Consider the following 20442-nt stretch of genomic DNA (forward strand, 5'->3'; position numbering starts at 1 on the left):
AGGTGGCTACAGTGCTGTAGATGATCAACGGAGCGCATGTGATCATCTACAGCACTGACGCCGAGGCGGATCGGGCGTTCTTCGCCGATGTGCTGGAGTATCCGTCGGTGGATGCGGGATCCGGCTGGCTGATCTTCAAATTGCCGCCCGCCGAGGTGGCGGTGCACCCGGCCGCGGCAGCGTCACACGAGCTGCTGCTGATGTGCGACAACCTCGAGCAGACGATGGCCGACCTGACCGGCCGCGGGGTGGAGTTCGGGCCGGTCGAGCGGATGCGGTGGGGCGTGCTGACGTCGTTCCGGTTGCCTGGCGGGGGTCAGGTCGGGTTGTACGAGCCGTTGCACCCGCGGGCGCATGATCTCTGAGTTCCGGATCGCGGTACCGGAGGCGGAGGTTGTCGCGCTGCGGGAGCGGCTCCGGCAAACTCGTTGGCCCCGGCAACTACCTGGACAAGGGTGGGAGCGCGGCGTCCCGGTGGATTACCTGCAGCGGGTCGCCGAGCGTTGGGCGGCCTATGACTGGCGGGTCTGGGAAGCGCGGCTCAACGACTATCCGCAGTACACGACCGAGATCGACGGGCAGACGATCCACTTCCTGCACGTGCGATCGCCGGAGCCGGATGCGTTGCCGTTGATGCTGACCCATGGGTGGCCCGGATCGGTGGCGGAGTTCCTCGAAGTGCTCGGCCCGCTGACCGATCCATCGGCGTACGGCGGGAATCCGCGGGATGCGTTTCATGTCGTCGCGCCGTCCGTGCCGGGGCACGGCTTCTCGGTCCCGTTGCAGGACGGCTGGAACCACGGGCGGATCGCGCGCGCCTGGGCGGAGTTGATGAGCCGGCTCGGGTACGAGCGGTACGGCGCGCAAGGTGGCGACACGGGATCGGTCGTCTCGCCGCTCCTCGGACAGCTCGATCCGGAGCACGTGGTCGGCGTACATATCAACGGCGGACTGGCGTTTCCTGAGGTCGAGCCAGGTGATGTCCAGACCGATGCAGAGCGCGAACGGTTGGCCGCGGCTGAGCGGTTGCGTGCGGTCGGGACCGGGTACGCCGACCTGCAGGGGACGCGTCCGCAGACGGTCTCGTACGGGTTGAGCGATTCGCCGGTCGGGCAGCTGGCGTGGATCCTGGAGAAGTTCTGGGAGTGGACCGATCCGGAGCACGCGCTGCCGGAGAAGGCGGTCGACCTGGACCACCTGCTCACGGACGTCTCGATCTACTGGTTCACCAACAGCAGCGCGACGTCTGCCAACCTGTACTACGAGAATCGCCGCGCCGCCGACGCCATCCGGCCGAGCGTGCCGACGGGCGTCGCGGTCTTCCCGACGGATCCGGCCATCCGCCGCGTGCTAGACCGCCGGCACCACATCGTCCATTGGTCGGAGTTCAGCCGTGGCGGGCACTTCGCCGCCCTCGAGGCTCCCGACCTGCTCGTCGACGACATCCGGGCGTTCTTCCGGTTGGTCCGGTAGCCGGGCCGGTGCGACGAACGTGAGCAGTGTGCCGTCGCGCTCGACGCTCGCGTCCGGCCACCGACGACGTACCATCCGGATCGACCGTTCGTTGGCCGCACTCACGACGAACAGAAAATGCTTCGCGCCGGCTGCGATCGCGTCCGCGGCCGCGATCGCCAGCATCCGGATCCCGAGCCCGCGGCGCTGATCGTCCTCCCCGATGACGGCCGCGAGCTCGGCCGTCCACTCACCGGGTGCCCAGGCCCACATCGCGTGGCCGACGATCGTGTCCTCGCGCGTTGCCACGAAGGCCGCGCCGGTGGGGCACAACAGGCGGAGGAGCAGCGCGGCGCGCGGGGGAGAACCGATCGCGGTCTGGAAGCGGAAGTAGCGGCTGAGGTCGGTCAGCCCCGACAGCATCCTGGCCAGCTCGTCCGCGTCGGGTTCGCCGGCGCGACGGACGAGTGGCGGTCTCGCCTGAGTCTGGTTCACGGATTCAGCGTTGCCTGCTTGGCTGAGTCTGTCAAGCGGACTTATCATGAACCCATGAGTACGGCCGTTAGTGAGCAGATGCCCGAGGCGATGACCTGGTCCACGGAGAACTGCACGATCTCCCGGGTGATGGAAATCCTCGGCGACAAGTGGACTTTTCACGTTCTCCGCGAGATCTTCGTCGGCGTGCGGCGGTTCGAGGACATCCGGGCCCGGGCCGGCATCCCGCGCCAGGTCCTCACCGAGCGCCTCGCCGCGCTGATCGAGCGCGGCCTGATCCGCCGGCATCCGTACCGGTTGCCCGGCCAGCGCGAGAGGTCGGAGTACCGGCTGACCGAGGCCGGGATGGACCTCTACCCGGTGCTGGTGGCAATGATCCAGTGGGGCGATGAGTACCTTCCGCTTGCCGCCGGCGCACCGATCGAGCCACGTCACCGTGGCGACTGCGGCGAACGCGTCACCGTGACCATGCACTGCGAGGCCGGCCACGAGCCGGCCCCGAGGGAAGTTGCCTTCCGCCCCGGCCCGGGCGCCCGGCGGCGCTAGGGTAAGCGGTCGATCGCCTGACGGATCAGGCTTTCGGTTTCACGGGGCTGGGCGGCGGTGATCGAGACGGCGTCCATCGTGACGACGTACGTGTCGAGTTCCTCGCGCTTGTCCAGGTAGACCGCGCTGGTCAAGTGTTCGATGTAGACGATGTCCGGAAGGTCGGCGTCGTTGAAACGGAGCAGGGTGAACGCGCCGCCGGTCGCTGTGTAACCGCCCTTGGAGAACGGGATGATCTGCAGCGTGACGTTGTGCCGTCGCGACGCGTCGATCAAATGCTCGAGTTGGGCTTTGAGGATCGCCGGGCTGCCGATCGGACGCCGGAGTACTGCCTCGTCGATGACTGCCCACAGTCGCGCCGGGCGCTGCCGCGTCAGCACGTCCTGACGGCTCATCCGCAACGAAACAAGGCGATCCTGCTCGGCCCGCGCCAACGGGAGGTCCTGCCGGCCGAGTTGTACGACGGCCCGCGCGTACTCCGGTGTCTGCAGCAGCCCCGGCACGAACTGCAACTCGAACGTACGAATGAGGTCCGCCGCCATCTCGAGGCCGAGGTACGAGTGGAACCACTGCGGTGTGAGGTCGTCGTACCGTTGCCACCAGCCCGGGCTGTTGGCCTCGCGGGCCAACGTCAGCAGGCGATCGCGCTCCTGTTCGTCCTCGACCTTGTAGAGCGTCAGCAGGTCGTCGACGTCGCGCACCTTGAAGCCGACCCGGCCGAGCTCGAGCCGGCTGATCTTGGACTCCGAGCCGCGGATCGCCCAGCCCGCGTCGGTACGGCTGATCTGGGCTTCCTCGCGGAGACGACGCAGATGCACACCAAGCATGATGCGCAGGGCGGTCGGACCGCCGTACGCGCCCGGCTCGGTCACCTCTGGCCTCCCAGCAGCTGTGATTCGGTGTGCAGCAGTTGATCATTCCATAACGGATCGTGAACGTGTCCATACCGCACGCGCCGACACGATGTGTTCAGTGCGCCGCACTCTCGGTAGAGTCGGTCGCACAGACTCCCGATCACTCTCTGCGAGGTTCACCGATGGTCGATGCCACCAAAGCGCCAAGCTCGATCCCGGTCGGCGTCGACACCAGCCGGGCCAGCATCGCCCGGGTGTACGACGCCTTCCTGGGCGGCAAGGACAACTTCGAGGTCGACCGCGAGGTACTGCGCGGGGTCCAGGCCGCGGCGCCGCAGGCCCAGGACCTGGCCTGGTCGAACCGGAACTTCCTGATCCGCGCGTGCCGGTTCCTGGCCGGCCAGGCCGGTATCACGCAGTACCTCGACTGCGGGTCCGGTCTGCCGACCGCCGAGAACACCCACCAGGTCGTGCAGCGGATCCAGCCCGAGGCCAAGGTGCTCTACATCGACAACGACCCGGTGGTGCTCGCGCACGGCCGCGCCCTGCTCGAGGAGAACGAGAACACGCTGTTCGTCAGCGCCGACATCTTCGATCCGGACGAGGTGCTGAGTAAGCCGGAGGTGCGTGACTTCCTCGACTTCAGCCAGCCGATCGCCGTGGTGCAGGCCGGCACGCTGCACCATTACATCGGCACCGAGGGCGCGCAGATCATGCAGAAGTACGTCGACGCGGTGGTGCCCGGGTCGTACACGGTGATTTCACACTTCTACAACCCGGAGACTCCGGAGCACTCCGAGGTCGCCCGGAAGATGGAGGAGAAGTTCATCCACAGCCCGATGGGCAGCGGCCGGTTCCGCACCCGCAAGGAGCTGATGGAGTTCTTCCCCGATCAGGAGCTCGTCGCCCCAGGCCTGGTGCTCTGCGACGACTGGTGGCCGGACGGCCCGCGGCTCAAGCCCCTGAACCAGGTCGAGGAGTGCATCGTCGGCGGGGTCGGCCGCAAGAGCTAGTACGCCGTGACGCCCGGGACCCTTCGCGGTCCCGGGCGTCGTGCTGTCTCCGCCGCCGACGCACTACCGGGCTGAGCAGTTGGCGCTACACGTGCTCGGAGACGAGCGTTGCTGCTGTGCCTTCCTCTAGGGCTTGGAAGATGTGGGGGAGGTCGCCGGGGTAGGCGATGTAGTCGCCGGGGGAGAGTTCGATCGGGTCGTCGGTGGGGCCGACTAGGGCTCGGCCGGAGCCCAGGATGACGTGCTCGACGACGCCGGGCATGTGGGACTCGGACTTTCGGCCGGGGCCGGGGGAGGCGACGATGCGGTAGATGTCGCGGCGGGCGTTCGGTGGGCTGGAGGCGACCAGAGTGGCGCTGTAGTCGGCCTGGTCGGAGTAGATGGCGGGGCCTTCGCCGGCGCGGATGATCTGGACCTTCGGGCGCGGCGGATCGAGCAGTGCCGCGAACGGGGTGTCGAGCGCAACGGCCAGCGCCCACAGGGTTTCGACGCTGGGGTTACCGGTGCCGGACTCCAGTTGCGACAGCGTGGACTTGGCGACGCCGGCGCGTTTCGCCACCTCGGTCAGGGAGAGCCCGGTGCGGGCCCGGTGCCGACGCAGGGACGCGGCGATCACGTCCAGTGGTGCCCTGTTGTCCATCGCGTGTTCGCTCCATCGGTCTGCTTGTTCGGCTTGACGAACGGCGGGGTTGTTGTTCATCATAATGCTCATGCGTTCGATCTGGCGAACACTCGACCGGCGACTCGCCCGCGACATCGGCCTGGTCTGCCTGGCCGACGGCGTCGTGGGCCTCTCGTACGGCGCGATCAGCGTCGGCGGCGGCCTGCCGTTGTGGGTGCCGATCCTGCTGTCGATCGTGGTCTTCGCGGGCGCGTCGCAGTTCCTGTTCGTCGGGATCGTCGCGGCCGGCGGGAGCCCGATCGCGGCGATGATCGCGGGGCTGCTGGTCAACACCCGGCACATCCCGTTCGGCCTGGCGGTCAGCGATGTGATCGGCAGTGGGTGGCGGCGGTTCGCGGGCAGTCACGTGATGACCGATGAGAACGTCGCGTTCGCGATGGGGCAGGGCGAGTTGGAGCAGAAGCGGGCGGCGTACTGGGCCGGTGGCCTCGGCATCTTCGTCTGCTGGAACATCGGCGTCGTAGTGGGCGGGTTAGCCGGTTCGGTCATCACCGACACGGACGCGTTTGGGCTGGATGCGGCGTTCCCGGCGGTGTTGCTCGCGTTGGTGCTGCCGGCGCTGCGGGATCGCTCGACGCGTACGGCGGCTCTTGTCGGTGTCGTGGTCGCCTTGGCCGCAACGCCGTTCCTGCCAGCCGGCCTGCCCGTGCTGTGTGCGTTGGTGGGGTTGCTGTTCTACCGGGCGCCGAAGGGTGCGTTGGAGGTGAGTCGATGAATACCCCGGTGCTGTTGGTGGGGATCATGGTGCTTGCTGTCGGCACCTTTTCGCTCAGGTTCGCCGGGCCCGCGCTGCGAAGCCGGTTCGAGGTGCCGGAGCGGGCACAGCAGGTGCTGGCGGTGGCTGCGATTGTGTTGCTGACCGCGTTGGTCGCGACTTCGGCGCTCATGGATGGGCACGGGCCGGCGGGCGTTGCGCGGCCGGCAGGAGTGCTGGTCGGAGGCGTGCTTGCCTGGCGGAAGGCGCCGTTCGTGCTGGTGGTGGTGGCCGCAGCTGCGACCGCGGCCGGGCTCAGGTTGCTCGGCGTGCCGTAGGCGGCTGCCGAGCTGGCCGTGGCAGTCCGCCCAACAGGTACCGTGCGGGCATGACCATGCAGCCAGGCCTGCCGATGCCAGCGCCGAAGAAGTCGGTACTTCCGATGATCGCCATCGCCTGTTTCGTCGTCGGTGCGGTGCTGGTCGGGTTCTTCGTCTGGCGGATCGTGGTCACGGTGCCGCAGACGCCGCAGCCGATCGAGTCCGGGCGGGTCGAGCTGAAGGAGGAGGGGCTGACGATCTACTCGTCGGTCCCGGTGCTGACGCCGCCGTGCAAGGCGCAGGACGCCGACGGCAACGACGTACCGCTCCAACGGGAGACCGGCTCGGAGACGATCACGATCAACGGCGACAGCTGGTACGTCGTCGCCCGGTCGGAGCATCCCGTGCCGGCCGGGGTCTACAGCATCTCGTGCACCGACGACGAGACCAGCGCGACGTACGCCGCCGGCCCGAAGTCGTCGATCGTGGCATTCGTGCTGTCGATCCTCGGCGCGGTCTTCTCGTTCCTGATCTTCGCCGGCCTCGGCATCGTCTTCCTCATCATCTGGGCCGTCCGCAAGTCGCGCCGCAACCGCCCCCACCAACCAGGTGCCCCAGGCAACTACCCACCCCCCGGCTATCCCCAGCCCGGCTATCCCCAACAGCCGAGCCGGCTCTTCCCCCCGCCCCCGCCGTACAACCCGGGCCCGAACCCCGACCGCCCCCAGGACCGGTGACCGCGATGGATCTGGAGTGGGCGGGGTGCCGGAATGTTCGTGATGTGGGTGGGTTGCGGACTGCTGATGGGCGGGTTGTGCGGGAGGGCGTGCTGATTCGGGCCGACAGTTTGCAGTACCTGACCGACGACGGTGTCGACGCCGTACGGCGGGCCGGGGTGGGGCGGATTCTTGATCTGCGGGGTGATGGCGAGGTCGCGGAGTACCCGACGCCGTTCACCGGTACGCCGTTGGCCCTGCGGCAGGCGTTGCAGGATCCGGCGGATCCGGAGCACGGGCAGCCGACGATCGTCGAGGCGTGCACGTGGATGCTCGATCGGCGGCCGGAGCTGTTCGCGGCCGCGGTGAAGGCGATCGCGGACGAGGAGGACGGCGCGGTCGTCGTGCACTGCCACGGCGGGAAGGACCGGACCGGGATGGTCGTCGCGCTGGCGCTCAGCGTCGCCGGTGTACCGGAGGAAGAGATCGTTGCCGACTACTTCCTGACCCAGGAGCGGCTCGCGCCGTGGCTGGAGGAGCAGCTGGCCGCCGAGCCAGACACCTCCAAGCATCCGGAGATGATCGAGTTCCGCGACACCCGGGCCGAGTCGATCGTCGCGATCCTGCGCCACCTCGACACGAAGTACGGCGGACCGGAGGCATACCTGCGGCACGGTGGTCTCACCGACGAGGATCTGAGCAAGCTGAGAGCCCGCTTAGTGGGCTGACCTGCGTCACGGCGGGATCACACAGCGCAGTACATTGGCGCAATGCCGACCGCCGCAGAGCCGACCGGGATGACCAGCCCGGCCGAGCTGGCCGAACGCTACGGACTCTCCAAGAGCTCGATCCGCCCCCCGCTCAGCTCGTATCTCCGTGAGCTGTGGAGCCGTCGCCAGTTCGTCCTCAGCTACGCCACCGCACGCACCTACGCCATGTACGCCGGAGCGCGCCTCGGCTCGATCTGGCAGGTGCTGACGCCGCTGCTGAACGCCGGGGTGTACTACCTCGCCTTCGGCGTCCTGCTCGGCACCAAGAACGGGATCGACAACTACGTCGCGTTCCTGCTCAGCGGGATCTTCGTGTTCACGTTCACGCAGCGCTGCATGACCGAGGGCTCCCGCTCACTCGCGCTGAACCTGTCGCTGATCCGCACGCTGCACTTCCCCCGCGCGACCCTCCCGCTCGCCTACGTGCTGAACGAGCTGAACCAGATGCTGGTCTCGCTCGCGATCCTGTTCGTGGTGGTCGGGTTCACCGACGGCCCGGCGTGGCGCTGGTTCCTGATCGTGCCCGCGATGCTGCTGCAGATGATGTTCAACATCGGCATCACGCTGGTCTTCGCGCGGATCGGGACGTTCGTCTCCGACATCACCCAGCTGCTGCCGTTCGTCACCCGCACCTGGCTGTACGCGTCCGGCATCTTCTTCTCGCTGCCGTCCAAGCTGGAGCAGCTGAACGCCCCGAGCTGGGTGGTCCAGGTGCTCGCGTTCAACCCGATCTCGGCGTACATCGACATCGTCCGGCGATCGCTGCTCCAGGAGCACAAGCAGAACGAACTGCCGCACGCCTGGACGATCGCGATCGTCTGGTCGTTCGTGATGCTGGCCGGCGGCTTCTGGTACTTCTGGCGGGCGGAGGACCGTTATGGCCGCGGCTGATTCGATGTCTGGTTCAACGGCTGATTCAACGGCTGAGCCCACTGTCATCGCCGACCGCCTGGACATCATCTACAAGGTGATCGCCGGCCAGGGCGGCAAGGGTACGGCGGCCACCGCGCTCCGGCGGATCCTGAAACGACAGGACCGGCCGACGATCCGCGAAGTCCACGCGGTGAAGAGTGTGAGCTTCACCGCGAACAAGGGCGACGCGATCGGCGTGATCGGCCGCAACGGCTCCGGGAAGTCGACGCTGCTGCGTGCGATCGCCGGCCTGCTGCCGCCCGCGTCCGGCGCCGTCTACACCGGCGGGCGGCCGTCGCTGCTGGGCGTGAACGCGGCGATGATGAACGACCTCACCGGCGACCGCAACGTGGTCCTCGGCTGCCTCGCGATGGGCATGTCCCCGGCCGAGGTCCAGCGCCGGTACGACGAGATCGTCGAGTTCTCCGGGATCGGCGATTTCATCGACCTGCCGATGTCGACGTACTCGTCGGGGATGGCGGCGCGGCTGAAGTTCGCGATCGCGTCCGCGAAGACGCACGACATCCTGCTCGTCGACGAGGCACTGGCCACCGGCGACGCCGAGTTCCGGGTGCGGTCCGAGCGCAAGATCAAGGAGCTCCGCGACCAGGCCGGCACGGTCTTCCTGGTCAGCCACAGCCTCGACGTGGTCCAGGAGACCTGCAACCGCGCGATCTGGCTGGACGCGGGCGTACTCCGCCTCGACGGCCCCGTCAAAGAGGTCGTCGAGGCCTATATCGCGTCGACTCGGGCCGGCTAGACGGCCTTCGGCTTCTCGCGGAGGCCGATCAGGAAGCCGAGGCCCCACGAGATGTGCATGGTCGCGCAGACCAGCGGCATCCAGAAGAGCGCCTTCCAGGGCAGGTAGCGGCCTTCCATCGCGGAGCCGAAGATCAGCAGCAGCGCGTAGCCCAGCGGCGCGATGAAGCCGAGGTCGAGCCAGCTGACGCCGGTGGCCAGGCCGACGATGCCGAGGATCGTGCCGACGGCCAGCAGGATGACGGCGACCGGCGGCGCGAGGTACCGCTTGTTGGCGGTCTCCGGGTGCCGGCGGATGACCTCGCGGCGCCACTGACCGGTGTGGAAGAACTGCTTCGCCACCGCGGACAGCGACGAGCGCGGCCGGTAGGTGACCGAGAGGTCCGGGGTGAACCAGATCAGCCCGCCGGTCTTGCGGATCCGGTAGTTGAGCTCCCAGTCCTGGGCCCGGTGCATGGTCTCGTCGAAGCCGCCGACCCGCTCCAGCGCGGCCCGCCGGAACACGCCGAGGTACACGGTGTCGGCCGGTCCGGCCTTGCCGCCCTGGTGGAACGTGGACGCGCCCAGGCCCAGCCGCGAGCGGTACGCGCAGGCGACTGCCATCTCCGTCGGCGTCCGGCCCTCCGCCGCCATCACGCCGCCGACGTTGTCCGCGCCGGTCTCCTCCAGCACCTCGACCGCGCGGGTGATGTACCCGTCGGTGAGCGCGCCGTGCCCGTCGACCCGGACCAGGATGTCGTGCTTGGCGTGGGCGATGCCGACGTTCAGCGCGGCCGGGGTCTTGCCGGTCGGGTTCGGGACGATGGTGATCCGGGGGTCCTTCTCGGCCAGCTTGTCCGCGATCTCCTGGGTCCGGTCCTTGCTCGGGCCGATCGCGAGGACGACCTCCAGCTCACCGGGGTAGTCCTGCTCGAGGACGCGGCCGGCCGCCTCCTCGAGATGGCGTTCCTCGTTCAGCACGGGCATCACGACGGAAACGGGTGGCCAGTGGGACAGCGGCATATCAGGTCAGGCCTTACAGATCGATGCGACGTCGTCGACGCCGGTGGCGGGTGTGGTCGGAGAGGTGGTGGGTTTCTTCGTGGAGCTCGGCTTCTTCGTCGTACTACTACTCGGGTTGCTCGTGGTACTACGCGGAGTGGTCGAGGTCTTACCGTCTCCTCCTGAGCCGCCCTTGTCCAGCGATTCGGACCTGGCGATCGCCTCGGCGACCTTCGTCCGGATCAGCGCGAAGTCCGGGTCGCCGGTGTGGATCAACGGCGGGACCGCGGAGAAGCTTGACACCGGGAGCTTCTTCGCGTCCAGCGCGAGATCGGTGAACGTTCCCAGCTCACCGGCCGGAATGTCGGTCTTGACCACCTGTTTGCTGGCCGACGCGATGCCCTGGAACTTGGTCAGCACGGTCTGCGGCGACAGCTGGTTCAGCATCGCGGACATCACGCATTTCTGCCGTGCCATCCGCTCGTAGTCCGACGACTCGGCCCGGGACCGGGCGAACCACAGCGCGTGGTACCCGTCCAGGTGCTGGTTCTTGCCGGGCTCGATGTAGCCCTTGATCGGGGAGCTGCCGCCGCCGATCGGGACCCGCTTGCCGATGTCCAGCGTGATCCCGCCGACCGCGTTGAGCAGGTCGCGGAACCCGGCCAGGTCGATCAGCACGAAGTAGTTGATCTTCAGCCCGGTGACGGCCTCGATCGCCTGTGTGGTGGCGGTTTCGCCCGGGTTCGGGTCGCCGGGGAACAGGGCCTTGTGGTTGGCGGCGTACGTGTAGACGGCGTTGAGCAGGCACTCGGCGGCGCACTTGTCCCACTTGAAGCCGTCGGGGAACTGCTTCGCCATCGCCGTACCGGCCGGGAACGGGACCTTGGCCAGGTTCCGCGGGAGACCGATCAGGACGGTCCGGCCGGTGTCCGCGTCGATGCTGGCCACCGTCATGCTGTCCGGCCGGGTGCCGATCCGGTCCGCGCCGGAGTCGCCGCCCATCATCAGGACGTTGTAGCGGCCCTTCTCGGCCTTCGAGGACTTCCCGCTGCCGAACACGCTGGCGACGAAGTCGCGCTGGGTGTTCACGATCACACTCGCGTAGATCAGTGCGCCGACGACGACGAAGATCAGCGCGCCGTCGAGGATGCTCGTGATCAGGCGGTGATTGCGCTCCAGCGTGAGCGGCTGCGCGATCCGGTACGCGTCGATGAACAGCGCCGCCCAGCCGACCGCGAGCACGATCAGGGTGATCTGCACCAGCCGCAGCGTCCCGGGCCGGGCCAGGAAGTTGATCGTCCCCGAGCGCCAGATCAGGCCCAGGACGATCAGGAACACGATGATCGCGATCAGGCCGAAGACCACCCGCCAGGCCCAGCGGCCGGCCCGCCGGCTGCCCGCGACGATCTGCGCCGATCCCGGCAGGATCAGCGTCATCAACAACAGGGTCAGCGCCCGCTTGAACCGGACCGGTTCGCGGAGATTGCGCAGGTCTGGCTTCTCCTGCGGCATGACGTCCTTCCGTTCTCCAACCGGTCTGATTCCGACCGTACCTTGTCCCTCACTGTCACTTTGGTATGACGTGCCGCAGTACGCGCTGGTTCGGGCGGAGGCGGATCCGGAGACGAAGAGTAGCAGCCCCTTCACTCAGCGCAGGAAAACCCGTGCGCTCACCCTGCTTCACACAGTTGTGATGGTCGGCGGCGGATCGATGCGTTACGAAGTCCTCTAAGTACAACCAGTGAGGAAACCGCCCCATGAAACTCTTCCGCTCCGTCCTGGCCGTCACCGCGGTCGCGACCACCACCCTGCTCGGTACGACGTCCGCACACGCCGCGGCGCCCGGTACCGACTTCACCGGCATCGCCGCGCTGAGCAACTGCTCGGCATCCCTCGTCCGGTACGCCGAATCGGTCAGCACCGACAAGGCGCTCGTGCTCACCAACGGGCACTGCTACGAGGGCGGGTTCCTGCAACCCGGCCAGGTGCTGGTGAACAAGGCGTCCACGCGTTCGATCACGCTGCTGAAGCCGGACTCCAGCCGCGCCGGCACGGTCCGCGCCGACAAGATCCTGTTCGGCACGATGACCAAGACCGACATGATCGTGTACGAGGTCAACGAGACGTACGCGTCGATCAAGAGCCGGCTGAACGTCACTCCGCTGACCCTGGCCAAGCAGGGACCGGCCGACGGCGCCGGGATGGCGGTCGTGTCCGGTTACTGGAGGCGCATCTACACCTGCTCGGTGCAGGCGACGATCCCGCAACTACGCGAGGGCGACTGGACCTGGCAGAACTCGATCAAGTACCAGCAGCCTGGTTGCGAGACGATCGGCGGTACGTCGGGATCGCCCGTGGTCAGCACCGCGACCGGCGAGATGATCGGCATCAACAACACCGGTAACGAGGACGGCGAGCGCTGCACGGTGAACAACCCGTGCGAGGTCGACGCCAACGGCAACGTCACGGTCGACCAAGGCGCGGCGTACGGCCAGCAGACCTGGTGGCTCTACACCTGCCTGACCGCGAACCGCACGATCGACCTCAACCGGTCCGGCTGCGAACTTCCGAAGCCGGCCCGTCGCCGCTGACTGTCCGTCATCAGGACGTGCGGGGTGACGCAGACCACTCCGATATCCGGTAACGTCGCCCCGCATGGCAGTCGACTCCTCCACTGACCGCGTCCCGACCACCAACTGGCCGAGCCCGTTCGGAGTGCGGACACGGCTGGTTGCGGCCAGTGCGCTGATGCTCTTCACCGAGCTTGCGCTGATCCGGTGGACCGGTTCGAACGTGGTCCACCTCAGCTACTTCTCGAACTTCGTGCTGCTCGGCTCGTTCCTGGGCATCGGGATCGGCGTCCTGCGATCCGGCCGCGCGAAGCGGCTGCCGTACTACTCGCCGATCATGCTCGGCCTGCTGGTTCTGGTGATCGCCTGGAAACCGGTGACGGTCAACCGGGGCAGCTCGTCGAGCGTCATCTACTTCACCAGCCTGAACACCACCGGCCCGCCGGTCTGGGTGATCCTGCCGATCGTCTTCATCGCGGCCGCGGTGGTGCTGGCCGGTCCGGCCGAGTTGGTCGGCCGCTGTTTCGCCGAGCTGCCGCGGCTGACGGCGTACCGCTTCGATCTGATCGGCAGCCTGGCCGGCATCGTCAGCTTCACGGCGCTGTCGTTCCTGGGCGCGCCGCCGATCTGGTGGGGCCTGATCGTCACCATCGTCTTCGCGGTGCTGATGATCCCGCGGTCGGCCGGATCGGGTCGCCGGGCGGTTGCCACCGGGTTGAGCGCCGCGATGGTGCTCGTGCCGCTGCTGGTGATGCTGGGCGTGCTCTTCCACGAGTCGACCCGCTCGGACCTCAGCTGGTCGCCGTACTACAAGGTGAAGACCAAGCAGTACACCTACGAGGGTGTCCCGCTGCTGACGATCACGGTGAACGGCGTACCGCACCAGCAGGCGATTCCGGCCGACGCGCGATTGCAGTGGGAGCCGCAGTACGGGCTGCCGTACGAGCGGGCGAACGTCGGGAAGACGCCGAAGAACGTGCTGATCATCGGCGCCGGCTCCGGTTCGGACGTGGCGATCGCGTTGAAGAAGGGCGCGACGCACGTGGACGCGGTCGAGATCGACCCGCGGATCCGCGACCTCGGCAAGGCGCTGCACCCGGACCGTCCGTACCAGGACCCGCGGGTGACGTCGCATATCGACGACGGGCGCGCGTACCTGTCGCGGACCAACAAGAAGTACGACCTGATCCTGCTGGCACTGCCGGACTCGTTGACGCTGGTGAACGGCGCGAGCTCGCTGCGGCTGGAGAGCTACCTGTTCACCAAGCAGGCGTTCGAGAGCGCGAAGGACCACCTGAACCCGGGCGGGGCCTTTGCCATGTACAACTACTACCGCGAGACGTGGTTGATCGACCGGCTCGCGTCGACGGCGCAGGAGGCCTTCGGGCACAAGCCGTGTGTGGACAAGATCGGTGACGGCCTGCAGCAGGCCGTGGTGACGGTCGGTCTGACCGAGCAGGACCAGACGTGTGCCGCCGAGTGGCCCGGTCCGTCCGCGATCACCCCGCCGCCGGCCACCGACAACCGGCCGTTCCTGTACCTGTTCACGGACCGGATTCCGTCGCTGTATCTGGTCACGCTCGGGCTGATCCTGGTCGCGGGCCTCGTCGGCGTCGGCATCGCGGGCGGCGGGTCGTCGTACCGGCGGATGCGGCCGTACGCGGACCTGTTCCTGCTGGGCGCGGGCTTCATGTTGCTGGAGACGAAGAGCATCACCGGGTTCGCGTTGCTGTTCGGTACGACGTGGGTCGTGAACGCGATCGTGTTCGCGGGCGTGCTGGTGGCGGTGCTGGCCGCGGTCGAAGTCACGAGACGGTTCAAAACACCACCGATCAAGGTGATGTTCGCCGTGCTGTTCGGCGGGCTCGCGTTGTCGTGGGTGTTCCCGGACAGCTGGCTGCTGAGCATGCCGGTCGGGTTGCGGGTGATCGTCGCGGTCCTGATCGCGTTCACGCCGATCTTCGCCGCGAACGTGATCTTCGCGAAACGCTTCACCGACACGGCGGACGGCACAGCCTCCTTCGGCGCCAACCTCCTGGGCGCGATGCTCGGCGGCTGCCTGGAGTACGCCGCGCTGATCATCGGCTTCCACGGCCTGCTGATCATCGCCGCGTTGCTGTACGCCGGCGCGTTCCTGCTCACCCCCAAAGCCCGCTCACTCGCCCGATGAATGAGCTGGCGGACTACTATCGCGACCGCGCCGGCGAGTACGACGCGGTCTACAACAAGCCGGAACGGCAGCAGGACCTCGCCCGCCTGCGGGCCCTCCTGCCACCGCTCGTCGCCGGTCGGTCCGTCCTGGAAGTTGCCGCCGGCACCGGTTATTGGACGACCGCGCTGTCCACCACGGCCGCGTCGGTCCTGGCGACCGACGTGAACGAGGAGACGCTGGCCGTTGCGCGGACGCGCTCCTACGGTCCCGGTGAGGTGGAGTTCGCTGTCGCGGATGCCTACGACCTCGCGGCAACTCCTGGTCGCTTCGACGCGATCTTCGCCGGCTTCTTCTGGTCACATGTGCTGCGTGCCGACGTACGGCGGTTTGCCCGGAGCCTGCTGGACCGGGTCGAGCCGGGCGGGGTGGTGATCCTGGCGGACAACCGGTATGTGGAGGGGAGTAACTATCCGATCACCCGGACGACTGACGACGGCGACACCTACCAGAACCGGGCGCTGTCGGACGGACGCGTTTACGAGGTGCTGAAGAACTTCCCGTCGCGCGAGGAACTGGTCGCGGACGTGGCGCCGGCCGAGGTCGAGTGGACCGAGTTGACTTACTTCTGGCTGGCGACTGTCTGCTAGTTGGTACGGGTTCGGCCCGTTTGCGGGGGCCTGGTGGATCTGGATGGCAGGATCTGAGACATGACGTGGCTTGTGACTGGTGGTGCCGGGTACATCGGGGCGCATGTGGTGCGCGCGTTCCGCAACGACGGGATCGACGTGGTCGTCATCGACGACCTGTCGAGCGGGAAGGCGGAGTTCGTACCCGACGGCGTGCCGTTCGTGCAGGCGAACGTGCTGGACGGTGCGGCGGTTCGGGAGGCGCTCGACGGCGTCGACGGCGTCGTACATCTCGCCGGGTTCAAGTACGCCGGGGTGTCGGTGGAGCGCCCGCTGCACACGTACACGCAGAACGTGACGGGGATGGTGTCGCTGCTCGAAGCGATGGCGGAGAAGTCGGTGCGCAACATCGTCTTCTCGTCCAGCGCCGGGGTGTACGGGACGCCGAAGGACGAGGTGGTGACCGAGGACACCGAGCCCGACCCGCAGTCGCCGTACGGCGAGTCGAAGCTGATCGGCGAGTGGCTGCTCCGCGACCAGGCCGCCGCCTCGGAGCTGCACCACACCTCACTGCGCTACTTCAACGTGGTCGGGTCGGGCGATCCGACGGTGTACGACGCCAGCCCGTACAACCTGTTCCCGATCGTCTGCAACCTGCTGACGCAGGGCAAAGTCCCGCAGATCTACGGCACTGATCACCCGACCCCGGACGGCACGTCGGTCAAGGACTACGTGCACGTCGCCGATCTCGCCCGTGCCCACGTCGCGGCCGCCCGCGCGCTCGAGTCCGGCAAGACACTCGAGCCCGTCTACAACCTGGGCAGCGGCACGGGGACGTCGGTGCGCGAGATCATGGACGCCGCCCGCCGGGTGACCGGCATCGACTTCACCCCGACCGAAGGCCCGCGCCGGCCGGGTGACCCGTCCCGCGTGGTCGCGAACGGCGATCTCGCCGCCCGCGACCTCGCGTGGAAGAACACCTACACGGTCGACGAGATGTTCGCGACCGCCTGGGAAGCCTGGCCGAAGGGTCAGTAGGTCTTCTTGAAGGGGCCGTTCGTTGACAGGTCCATCATTCCTGGGCCGGTGAGGACGCCGCCTTCCACCGGCAGGGTGTGACCGGTGATCCAGGCCGCGTCGTCGGAGGCCAGGAACGCGACCGCGGCGGCGATGTCCTCGGGCTCGCCGACGCGGCCGAGCGGGTACATCTTCTCGAAGCGCTCGAGCGTGTCGGGCTGGTTGTCCCAGTTCGGCGTCCGAATGGTGCCGGGGGCAACGACGTTGAAGCGGACGCCGAGGTCGCCGTACCGCGCGGCGTAGTTGACCGTCATCGCGATCTGGCCGGCCTTGGCCGCGGCGTACTCGATGTTGCCGAAGGCAGCCAGTCCGTTGACCGAGCTGATCGTGACGACGTTGCCGCGGTTCTTCACGAGCTGCGGCAGCGCCGCCTGGATGCAGCGTGACGCACCGACCAGGGTGAGGTCGAGCTGCGCGTGCCATTCCTCGGCGGTCGTGTCCTCCGGCACGGTCGACACGATGCAACCGCCCGCGTTGTTGACGACCACGTCCAGCCGGCCGAACCGCTCGACCGCGGCGGAGACGGCTGCGTCGACGTCGTCGCGCTTCGTCACATCGACCCTGACAGGCAGCGCTTGCTCGCCGATGCCGGCGGCGACCTCGCCGAGCTTCTCCTCTTGCAAGTCGGTCACCACCACCGACGCGCCTTCGTCGGCCAGCCGCCGCGCGACCGCGGACCCGATGCCCTGCGCCGCCGCCGTGACCAGCGCGACCTTTCCTTCGAACCGACGCACGCTACCCCTCCGTTGTTACTCGAGAACCCGGTCGACCTTCTCGTCCGCGACCCGGCGCTCCAGCTTGGCGGCGTCCAGGTTGCGGCAGAGGACGATCGAACCACCTCCGGCGATCACGCCGACCAGCAGTCCCAGGCCGTCCCGGTCCGTGAGCGTCCGCTGGACCAGAATGCGGTCGCCGATGGGTTCCGCCGTACCGATCAGATCCTCGTGCGTGAGGTCGTCGTACGCCGGGGAAGCGGGCGTCGGCGGGTCGAACGGGACGAAGACGTCGGGGTGGTTGTAGACCTCCGCGCCGTAGTCCTGGATGCCGTCCGGGAGAGGCTCGCGGAAGCGGCCGCCGAGTGGGAGGAGCGCGGAGGCAACGGTCTCGCGGTCGCCGCGGACGGCGAAGTCGGGGCCGGTGATCGCGAGCGTGCCGGTCTTGCTGGTCAGCGAGGCGCCGACCGACCAGGTGGAGAGCGCCCAGACGACGCCGAGCCAGTGCGGCGGGAGGCCGATCGCGACGGTCTCGCCTGCCTCAAGGTCGTACTCGTCGACCAGCAGGTTCGCGGTCTTCGCGACCCAGTTCGCGGTGGTGACCGCGCTCAGCTCGATCCGCTCGCCGGTCGCGTCGTCGTAGTAGGTGAGGAACGGGGCGCCGCCGTCCCGGCGGACCGCGGCCGCGAACAGCTCGGGGAGGACTCGTGACATATGGCCCACCCTACGGTTCGTACTCCGGCGTACCGTGGTGGGGGATTTTCTCGAAAGAAGGCTTGTCATGGTGCCACTGCTCGCGCTGCCCGAAGGCGGCGAATGGATCGTCATCCTGGTCATCGTGGTCCTGCTCTTCGGCGCGAAGAAGCTGCCGGAGCTGACCAAGAACGCCGCCCGCGCAATGAAAGAATTCGAAAAGGCCCGCCACGGCGACGATGACGACGACACCCCCGCCCAGGTAGCCCCCGCCCAGTCCCAGCCCCAGGCGGTCCAGGCAGCTCAGGCAGCGCCCGTCCAGGCGACCCAGGCAGCACCGACACAGCCGACCCAGGCAGCTCCCGCTCAGACGGCGCCGGCACCGTCGACTCAGCCCCAGCCCCAGGCAGCACCGCCCCAGGCATCCCCGACCCAGCCGCCGGCAGACAGCCAGCCCGTGCGCCCCACGGACCGCCCCACGGACGCCGAGGGCGGCACCGCGCTGTAGCTGCCCCGGCTCACATCGGCGCCGCCGTCAGGTAGCTGGGTTGAGGTCGAGGGCGGCGGCTCTGAGGGCGGCGGCTAAGTGGGTGGCTGGTTCTGGTAGTCGGCCGGGTAGGTGGGCGAGGATCGTGCGGCGGAGTTCTTGTGGGCCGCCGCGGACTGTGACCACTCGGACACCTGGGGGTACGGCGGACGCCATCGACGCGGAGACTGTGGTGAGCCCGGCGCCGGCGGCGACCAAGTGGAGTTTGGCGAGCCAGTCGCGGACCGTGTGCGCGATGACCGGGCGTTCGTCCAGGCCGGGCCAGACGCCCATCCACAGCTCGCTGGATGAGGTGGGTCCGGCGATCCAGCGTTGGCCCCGGAGGTCGCCGACGTCGATCGAGTCGTGCGCTGCCAGCGGGTGCCCGGTCGGGACGGCCAGTAGCAGGCTCCGCTCGGCGAGCGTCTCCAGCTTCAACGCGGGCGACTCGGCATCCGGCGGGCGGAACGGCGGTGCGGACGCGATCAGCGCGAGGTCGATCGTCCCGGCCCGGAGCGCCCGGACCAGGTTGGGCGTGGATCCTTCCCTGGTCGTCACGGTGATCGACGGGTGCGTACGCCGTACCGCGCTGATTGCCCGCGGCAACAGAACCGCGCCGGCACTCGGGAACCAGCCGAGCCGCACGGTCCCGCCCTCGAGCGGTAGTCCGGCGAGCTCGCGCGCGGTCGCGTCGAGTTGGTCGAGCACGGCGGCGGCGTTCCGCAGTACGACCTGACCGGCAGCGGTCAACGCGACACCTTCGCGGCGGCGTTCCAGCAGCTGGTTGCCCGCGGCCCGTTCGAGACTTGCGATCTGACGGGAGACCGCGGACTGCGTGTAACCGAGCGCCGATGCCGCGGCGGTGAACGTACCCCGCTCAGCCACCTCCCGGAACACCCGCAACGCGATCAGCGAGACGTCGGTGAAGTCCATGACATCTACGCATACCACCTGTGCCGAATTTTCGCTGGAGTCATGGCAACCTCAGACCTACGTTGGCCCCATGACACAACCACGCATCGCGCTGGTCACCGGAGCCAACCAAGGCATCGGATATGCCCTCGTAGAAGAACTCGCTAACCGCATGAACCCCGAAGACCTCGTCCTCCTCACCGGCAGAAACCCCGAACGAGTCGCCGCAGCCGCCGCCCAGCTCAACCACCGAGCACTCCGGGCTCGGGTTGAGGGGCGGGTGCTGGATGTGACGGATGAGGGGGCTGTGCAGCGGTTGGGGGAGGAGTTGGGGAGCGTGGACATTGTGGTGTCCAACGCGGTGGGGGCGTTGGAGCCGGGGAAGACGCCGGCGGAGCAGGTGGATGGGTTTGTGGATGTGGCGAATCTGGGGGCGCAGTACATCTTGCGGGCGTTCGGGCCGAGGCTGCGGGCTGGTGGGCGGTTGATTGTGGTGGCTAGTTCGTTGGGGACGTTGGAGCAGCTGCCGGAGGAGTTGTGGGGGCGGTTCGACGGGGTCGCCTTGGCGGACGTCGAGAAGGTTGTGGAGGAGTGGCGGGCGGCGGTGCACGACGGTACGGCGGCGGCGCAGGGCTGGCCGGAGTGGATCAACCTTCCGTCGAAGGTCGCTCAGGTCGCGGCGGTCCGCGCGGTGGCGGCCGAGCGGCGCGAACAGGATCTCGCCGACGGCACCCTGGTCGCGTCCGTTTGTCCTGGGCTCGTGGATACTCGCGCGTCACGGCCGTGGTTCGACGACTTCAGCCAGGCGAAATCGCCGAAGGACGCCGTCCAACCGATCGTGGACCTGATCCTGGCCGACCACGTCGACCCGGCGCTGTACGGCGAGCTGGTCCGCGACGGCAAGGTCGTCGCTTGGAAGCCGACTCGGTAAGCCTTCGCCCACGGAGAGTAGTTGAGGCCGCGCGGACCCCGCAGTACT

The 20442-nt window shown here is 68.1% G+C and carries 23 protein-coding genes and 1 pseudogene; 16 read left to right on the forward strand and 8 right to left on the reverse strand.

Annotated features, from left to right (window positions below; genetic code table 11):
• The first annotated feature begins 20 nt into the window (after window positions 1-20).
• Window positions 21-365, forward strand: a complete 345-nt coding sequence (locus AB0J62_RS17710) for an extradiol dioxygenase (protein WP_363871367.1) — start codon at window positions 21-23, stop codon at window positions 363-365.
• Window positions 355-1473 (forward strand): epoxide hydrolase family protein, encoded by a 1119-nt coding sequence (locus AB0J62_RS17715; protein ID WP_363871370.1) that lies wholly within the window; start codon window positions 355-357, stop codon window positions 1471-1473. The genes AB0J62_RS17710 and AB0J62_RS17715 overlap by 11 nt, the downstream gene beginning before the upstream one ends.
• A 78-nt stretch (window positions 1474-1551) precedes the next feature.
• Here AB0J62_RS17715 and AB0J62_RS17720 read toward each other — a convergent pair.
• Window positions 1552-1995 (reverse strand): annotated as a pseudogene (locus tag AB0J62_RS17720) (GNAT family N-acetyltransferase); the annotation flags it as partial.
• Between the two features lie 6 nt (window positions 1996-2001).
• On the opposite strand from AB0J62_RS17720, the gene AB0J62_RS17725 reads away from it, so the two are divergent.
• The gene (locus AB0J62_RS17725) at window positions 2002-2493 is read left to right on the forward strand and encodes a helix-turn-helix domain-containing protein (RefSeq protein ID WP_363871373.1); all 492 of its coding nucleotides are present in this window, start codon (window positions 2002-2004) and stop codon (window positions 2491-2493) included.
• Here the strand turns inward: AB0J62_RS17725 and AB0J62_RS17730 are convergent.
• Complete coding sequence (locus AB0J62_RS17730; RefSeq protein WP_363871376.1) at window positions 2490-3365, reverse strand: helix-turn-helix transcriptional regulator; 876 nt, start codon at window positions 3363-3365, stop codon at window positions 2490-2492. The genes AB0J62_RS17725 and AB0J62_RS17730 overlap by 4 nt on opposite strands.
• 164 nt (window positions 3366-3529) lie before the next feature.
• On the opposite strand from AB0J62_RS17730, the gene AB0J62_RS17735 reads away from it, so the two are divergent.
• Entirely contained in the window at window positions 3530-4360 is an 831-nt protein-coding gene (locus tag AB0J62_RS17735) for an SAM-dependent methyltransferase (RefSeq protein WP_363871379.1), read from the forward strand.
• A gap of 85 nt (window positions 4361-4445) precedes the next feature.
• Here AB0J62_RS17735 and AB0J62_RS17740 read toward each other — a convergent pair whose 3' ends face one another.
• Window positions 4446-5000 carry an XRE family transcriptional regulator gene (locus AB0J62_RS17740; protein WP_363871382.1) on the reverse strand — a complete coding sequence of 185 codons (555 nt, stop codon included), beginning with the start codon at window positions 4998-5000 and terminating at the stop codon, window positions 4446-4448.
• 70 nt (window positions 5001-5070) lie between these two features.
• Between AB0J62_RS17740 and AB0J62_RS17745 the strand changes: the two genes are divergently transcribed.
• The 6 genes from AB0J62_RS17745 to AB0J62_RS17770 are packed head-to-tail and all read left to right on the forward strand — an operon-like array spanning window position 5071 to window position 9214.
• The gene (locus tag AB0J62_RS17745; RefSeq protein WP_363871384.1) at window positions 5071-5757 is read left to right on the forward strand and encodes an AzlC family ABC transporter permease; all 687 of its coding nucleotides are present in this window, start codon (window positions 5071-5073) and stop codon (window positions 5755-5757) included.
• Entirely contained in the window at window positions 5754-6074 is a 321-nt protein-coding gene (locus AB0J62_RS17750) for an AzlD domain-containing protein (protein ID WP_363871387.1), read from the forward strand. The genes AB0J62_RS17745 and AB0J62_RS17750 overlap by 4 nt, the downstream gene beginning before the upstream one ends.
• 50 nt (window positions 6075-6124) lie before the next feature.
• Window positions 6125-6793, forward strand: coding sequence for a hypothetical protein (locus tag AB0J62_RS17755; protein ID WP_363871390.1), 669 nt, complete (start codon window positions 6125-6127; stop codon window positions 6791-6793).
• Window positions 6794-6798: 5 nt separating this feature from the next.
• A complete protein-coding gene (locus tag AB0J62_RS17760) occupies window positions 6799-7500 on the forward strand; it encodes a tyrosine-protein phosphatase (protein WP_363871393.1) in 702 nt (233 codons plus the stop codon).
• 42 nt (window positions 7501-7542) lie between these two features.
• Window positions 7543-8433 carry an ABC transporter permease gene (locus tag AB0J62_RS17765; protein ID WP_363871397.1) on the forward strand — a complete coding sequence of 297 codons (891 nt, stop codon included), beginning with the start codon at window positions 7543-7545 and terminating at the stop codon, window positions 8431-8433.
• A 4-nt stretch (window positions 8434-8437) separates the two neighbouring features.
• Entirely contained in the window at window positions 8438-9214 is a 777-nt protein-coding gene (locus AB0J62_RS17770) for an ABC transporter ATP-binding protein (protein WP_363871400.1), read from the forward strand.
• Here AB0J62_RS17770 and AB0J62_RS17775 read toward each other — a convergent pair.
• Window positions 9211-10209 carry a glycosyltransferase family 2 protein gene (locus tag AB0J62_RS17775; protein WP_363871997.1) on the reverse strand — a complete coding sequence of 333 codons (999 nt, stop codon included), beginning with the start codon at window positions 10207-10209 and terminating at the stop codon, window positions 9211-9213. The genes AB0J62_RS17770 and AB0J62_RS17775 overlap by 4 nt on opposite strands.
• Before the next feature lie 12 nt (window positions 10210-10221).
• Window positions 10222-11706, reverse strand: coding sequence for an LCP family protein (locus tag AB0J62_RS17780; RefSeq protein ID WP_363871403.1), 1485 nt, complete (start codon window positions 11704-11706; stop codon window positions 10222-10224).
• A 245-nt stretch (window positions 11707-11951) separates the two neighbouring features.
• On the opposite strand from AB0J62_RS17780, the gene AB0J62_RS17785 reads away from it, so the two are divergent.
• From AB0J62_RS17785 to galE, 4 genes are all read left to right on the forward strand, one after another.
• Window positions 11952-12785, forward strand: a complete 834-nt coding sequence (locus tag AB0J62_RS17785; protein WP_363871406.1) for a serine protease — start codon at window positions 11952-11954, stop codon at window positions 12783-12785.
• Window positions 12786-12849: 64 nt separating this feature from the next.
• Window positions 12850-14934 carry a spermidine synthase gene (locus AB0J62_RS17790; RefSeq protein WP_363871409.1) on the forward strand — a complete coding sequence of 695 codons (2085 nt, stop codon included), beginning with the start codon at window positions 12850-12852 and terminating at the stop codon, window positions 14932-14934.
• Entirely contained in the window at window positions 14931-15563 is a 633-nt protein-coding gene (locus AB0J62_RS17795) for a class I SAM-dependent methyltransferase (protein WP_363871412.1), read from the forward strand. The genes AB0J62_RS17790 and AB0J62_RS17795 overlap by 4 nt, the downstream gene beginning before the upstream one ends.
• Before the next feature lie 60 nt (window positions 15564-15623).
• On the forward strand, window positions 15624-16580 hold the full coding sequence (galE, locus tag AB0J62_RS17800; RefSeq protein ID WP_363871416.1) for a UDP-glucose 4-epimerase GalE: 957 nt from the start codon (window positions 15624-15626) through the stop codon (window positions 16578-16580).
• On the opposite strand, the gene AB0J62_RS17805 is transcribed toward galE, so the two are convergent.
• Both AB0J62_RS17805 and AB0J62_RS17810 read right to left on the reverse strand, forming a co-directional pair.
• Window positions 16574-17353: an SDR family NAD(P)-dependent oxidoreductase gene (locus AB0J62_RS17805; RefSeq protein ID WP_363871419.1), complete on the reverse strand. Its 780-nt coding sequence runs from the start codon at window positions 17351-17353 to the stop codon at window positions 16574-16576. The genes galE and AB0J62_RS17805 overlap by 7 nt on opposite strands.
• Window positions 17354-17368: 15 nt before the next feature.
• Entirely contained in the window at window positions 17369-18046 is a 678-nt protein-coding gene (locus tag AB0J62_RS17810; protein ID WP_363871422.1) for a TIGR03089 family protein, read from the reverse strand.
• A gap of 67 nt (window positions 18047-18113) precedes the next feature.
• Between AB0J62_RS17810 and AB0J62_RS17815 the strand changes: the two genes are divergently transcribed.
• On the forward strand, window positions 18114-18533 hold the full coding sequence (locus AB0J62_RS17815; protein WP_363871425.1) for a twin-arginine translocase TatA/TatE family subunit: 420 nt from the start codon (window positions 18114-18116) through the stop codon (window positions 18531-18533).
• Window positions 18534-18560: 27 nt separating this feature from the next.
• Here the strand turns inward: AB0J62_RS17815 and AB0J62_RS17820 are convergent, their stop codons facing one another.
• Entirely contained in the window at window positions 18561-19484 is a 924-nt protein-coding gene (locus tag AB0J62_RS17820; RefSeq protein ID WP_363871428.1) for a LysR family transcriptional regulator, read from the reverse strand.
• Between the two features lie 70 nt (window positions 19485-19554).
• Between AB0J62_RS17820 and AB0J62_RS17825 the strand changes: the two genes are divergently transcribed.
• A complete protein-coding gene (locus tag AB0J62_RS17825; RefSeq protein WP_363871431.1) occupies window positions 19555-20394 on the forward strand; it encodes an SDR family NAD(P)-dependent oxidoreductase in 840 nt (279 codons plus the stop codon).
• The last annotated feature ends 48 nt before the right edge of the window (window positions 20395-20442 follow it).

The organism is Kribbella sp. NPDC049584 (genome assembly GCF_040675555.1).
Lineage (GTDB): Bacteria > Actinomycetota > Actinomycetes > Propionibacteriales > Kribbellaceae > Kribbella.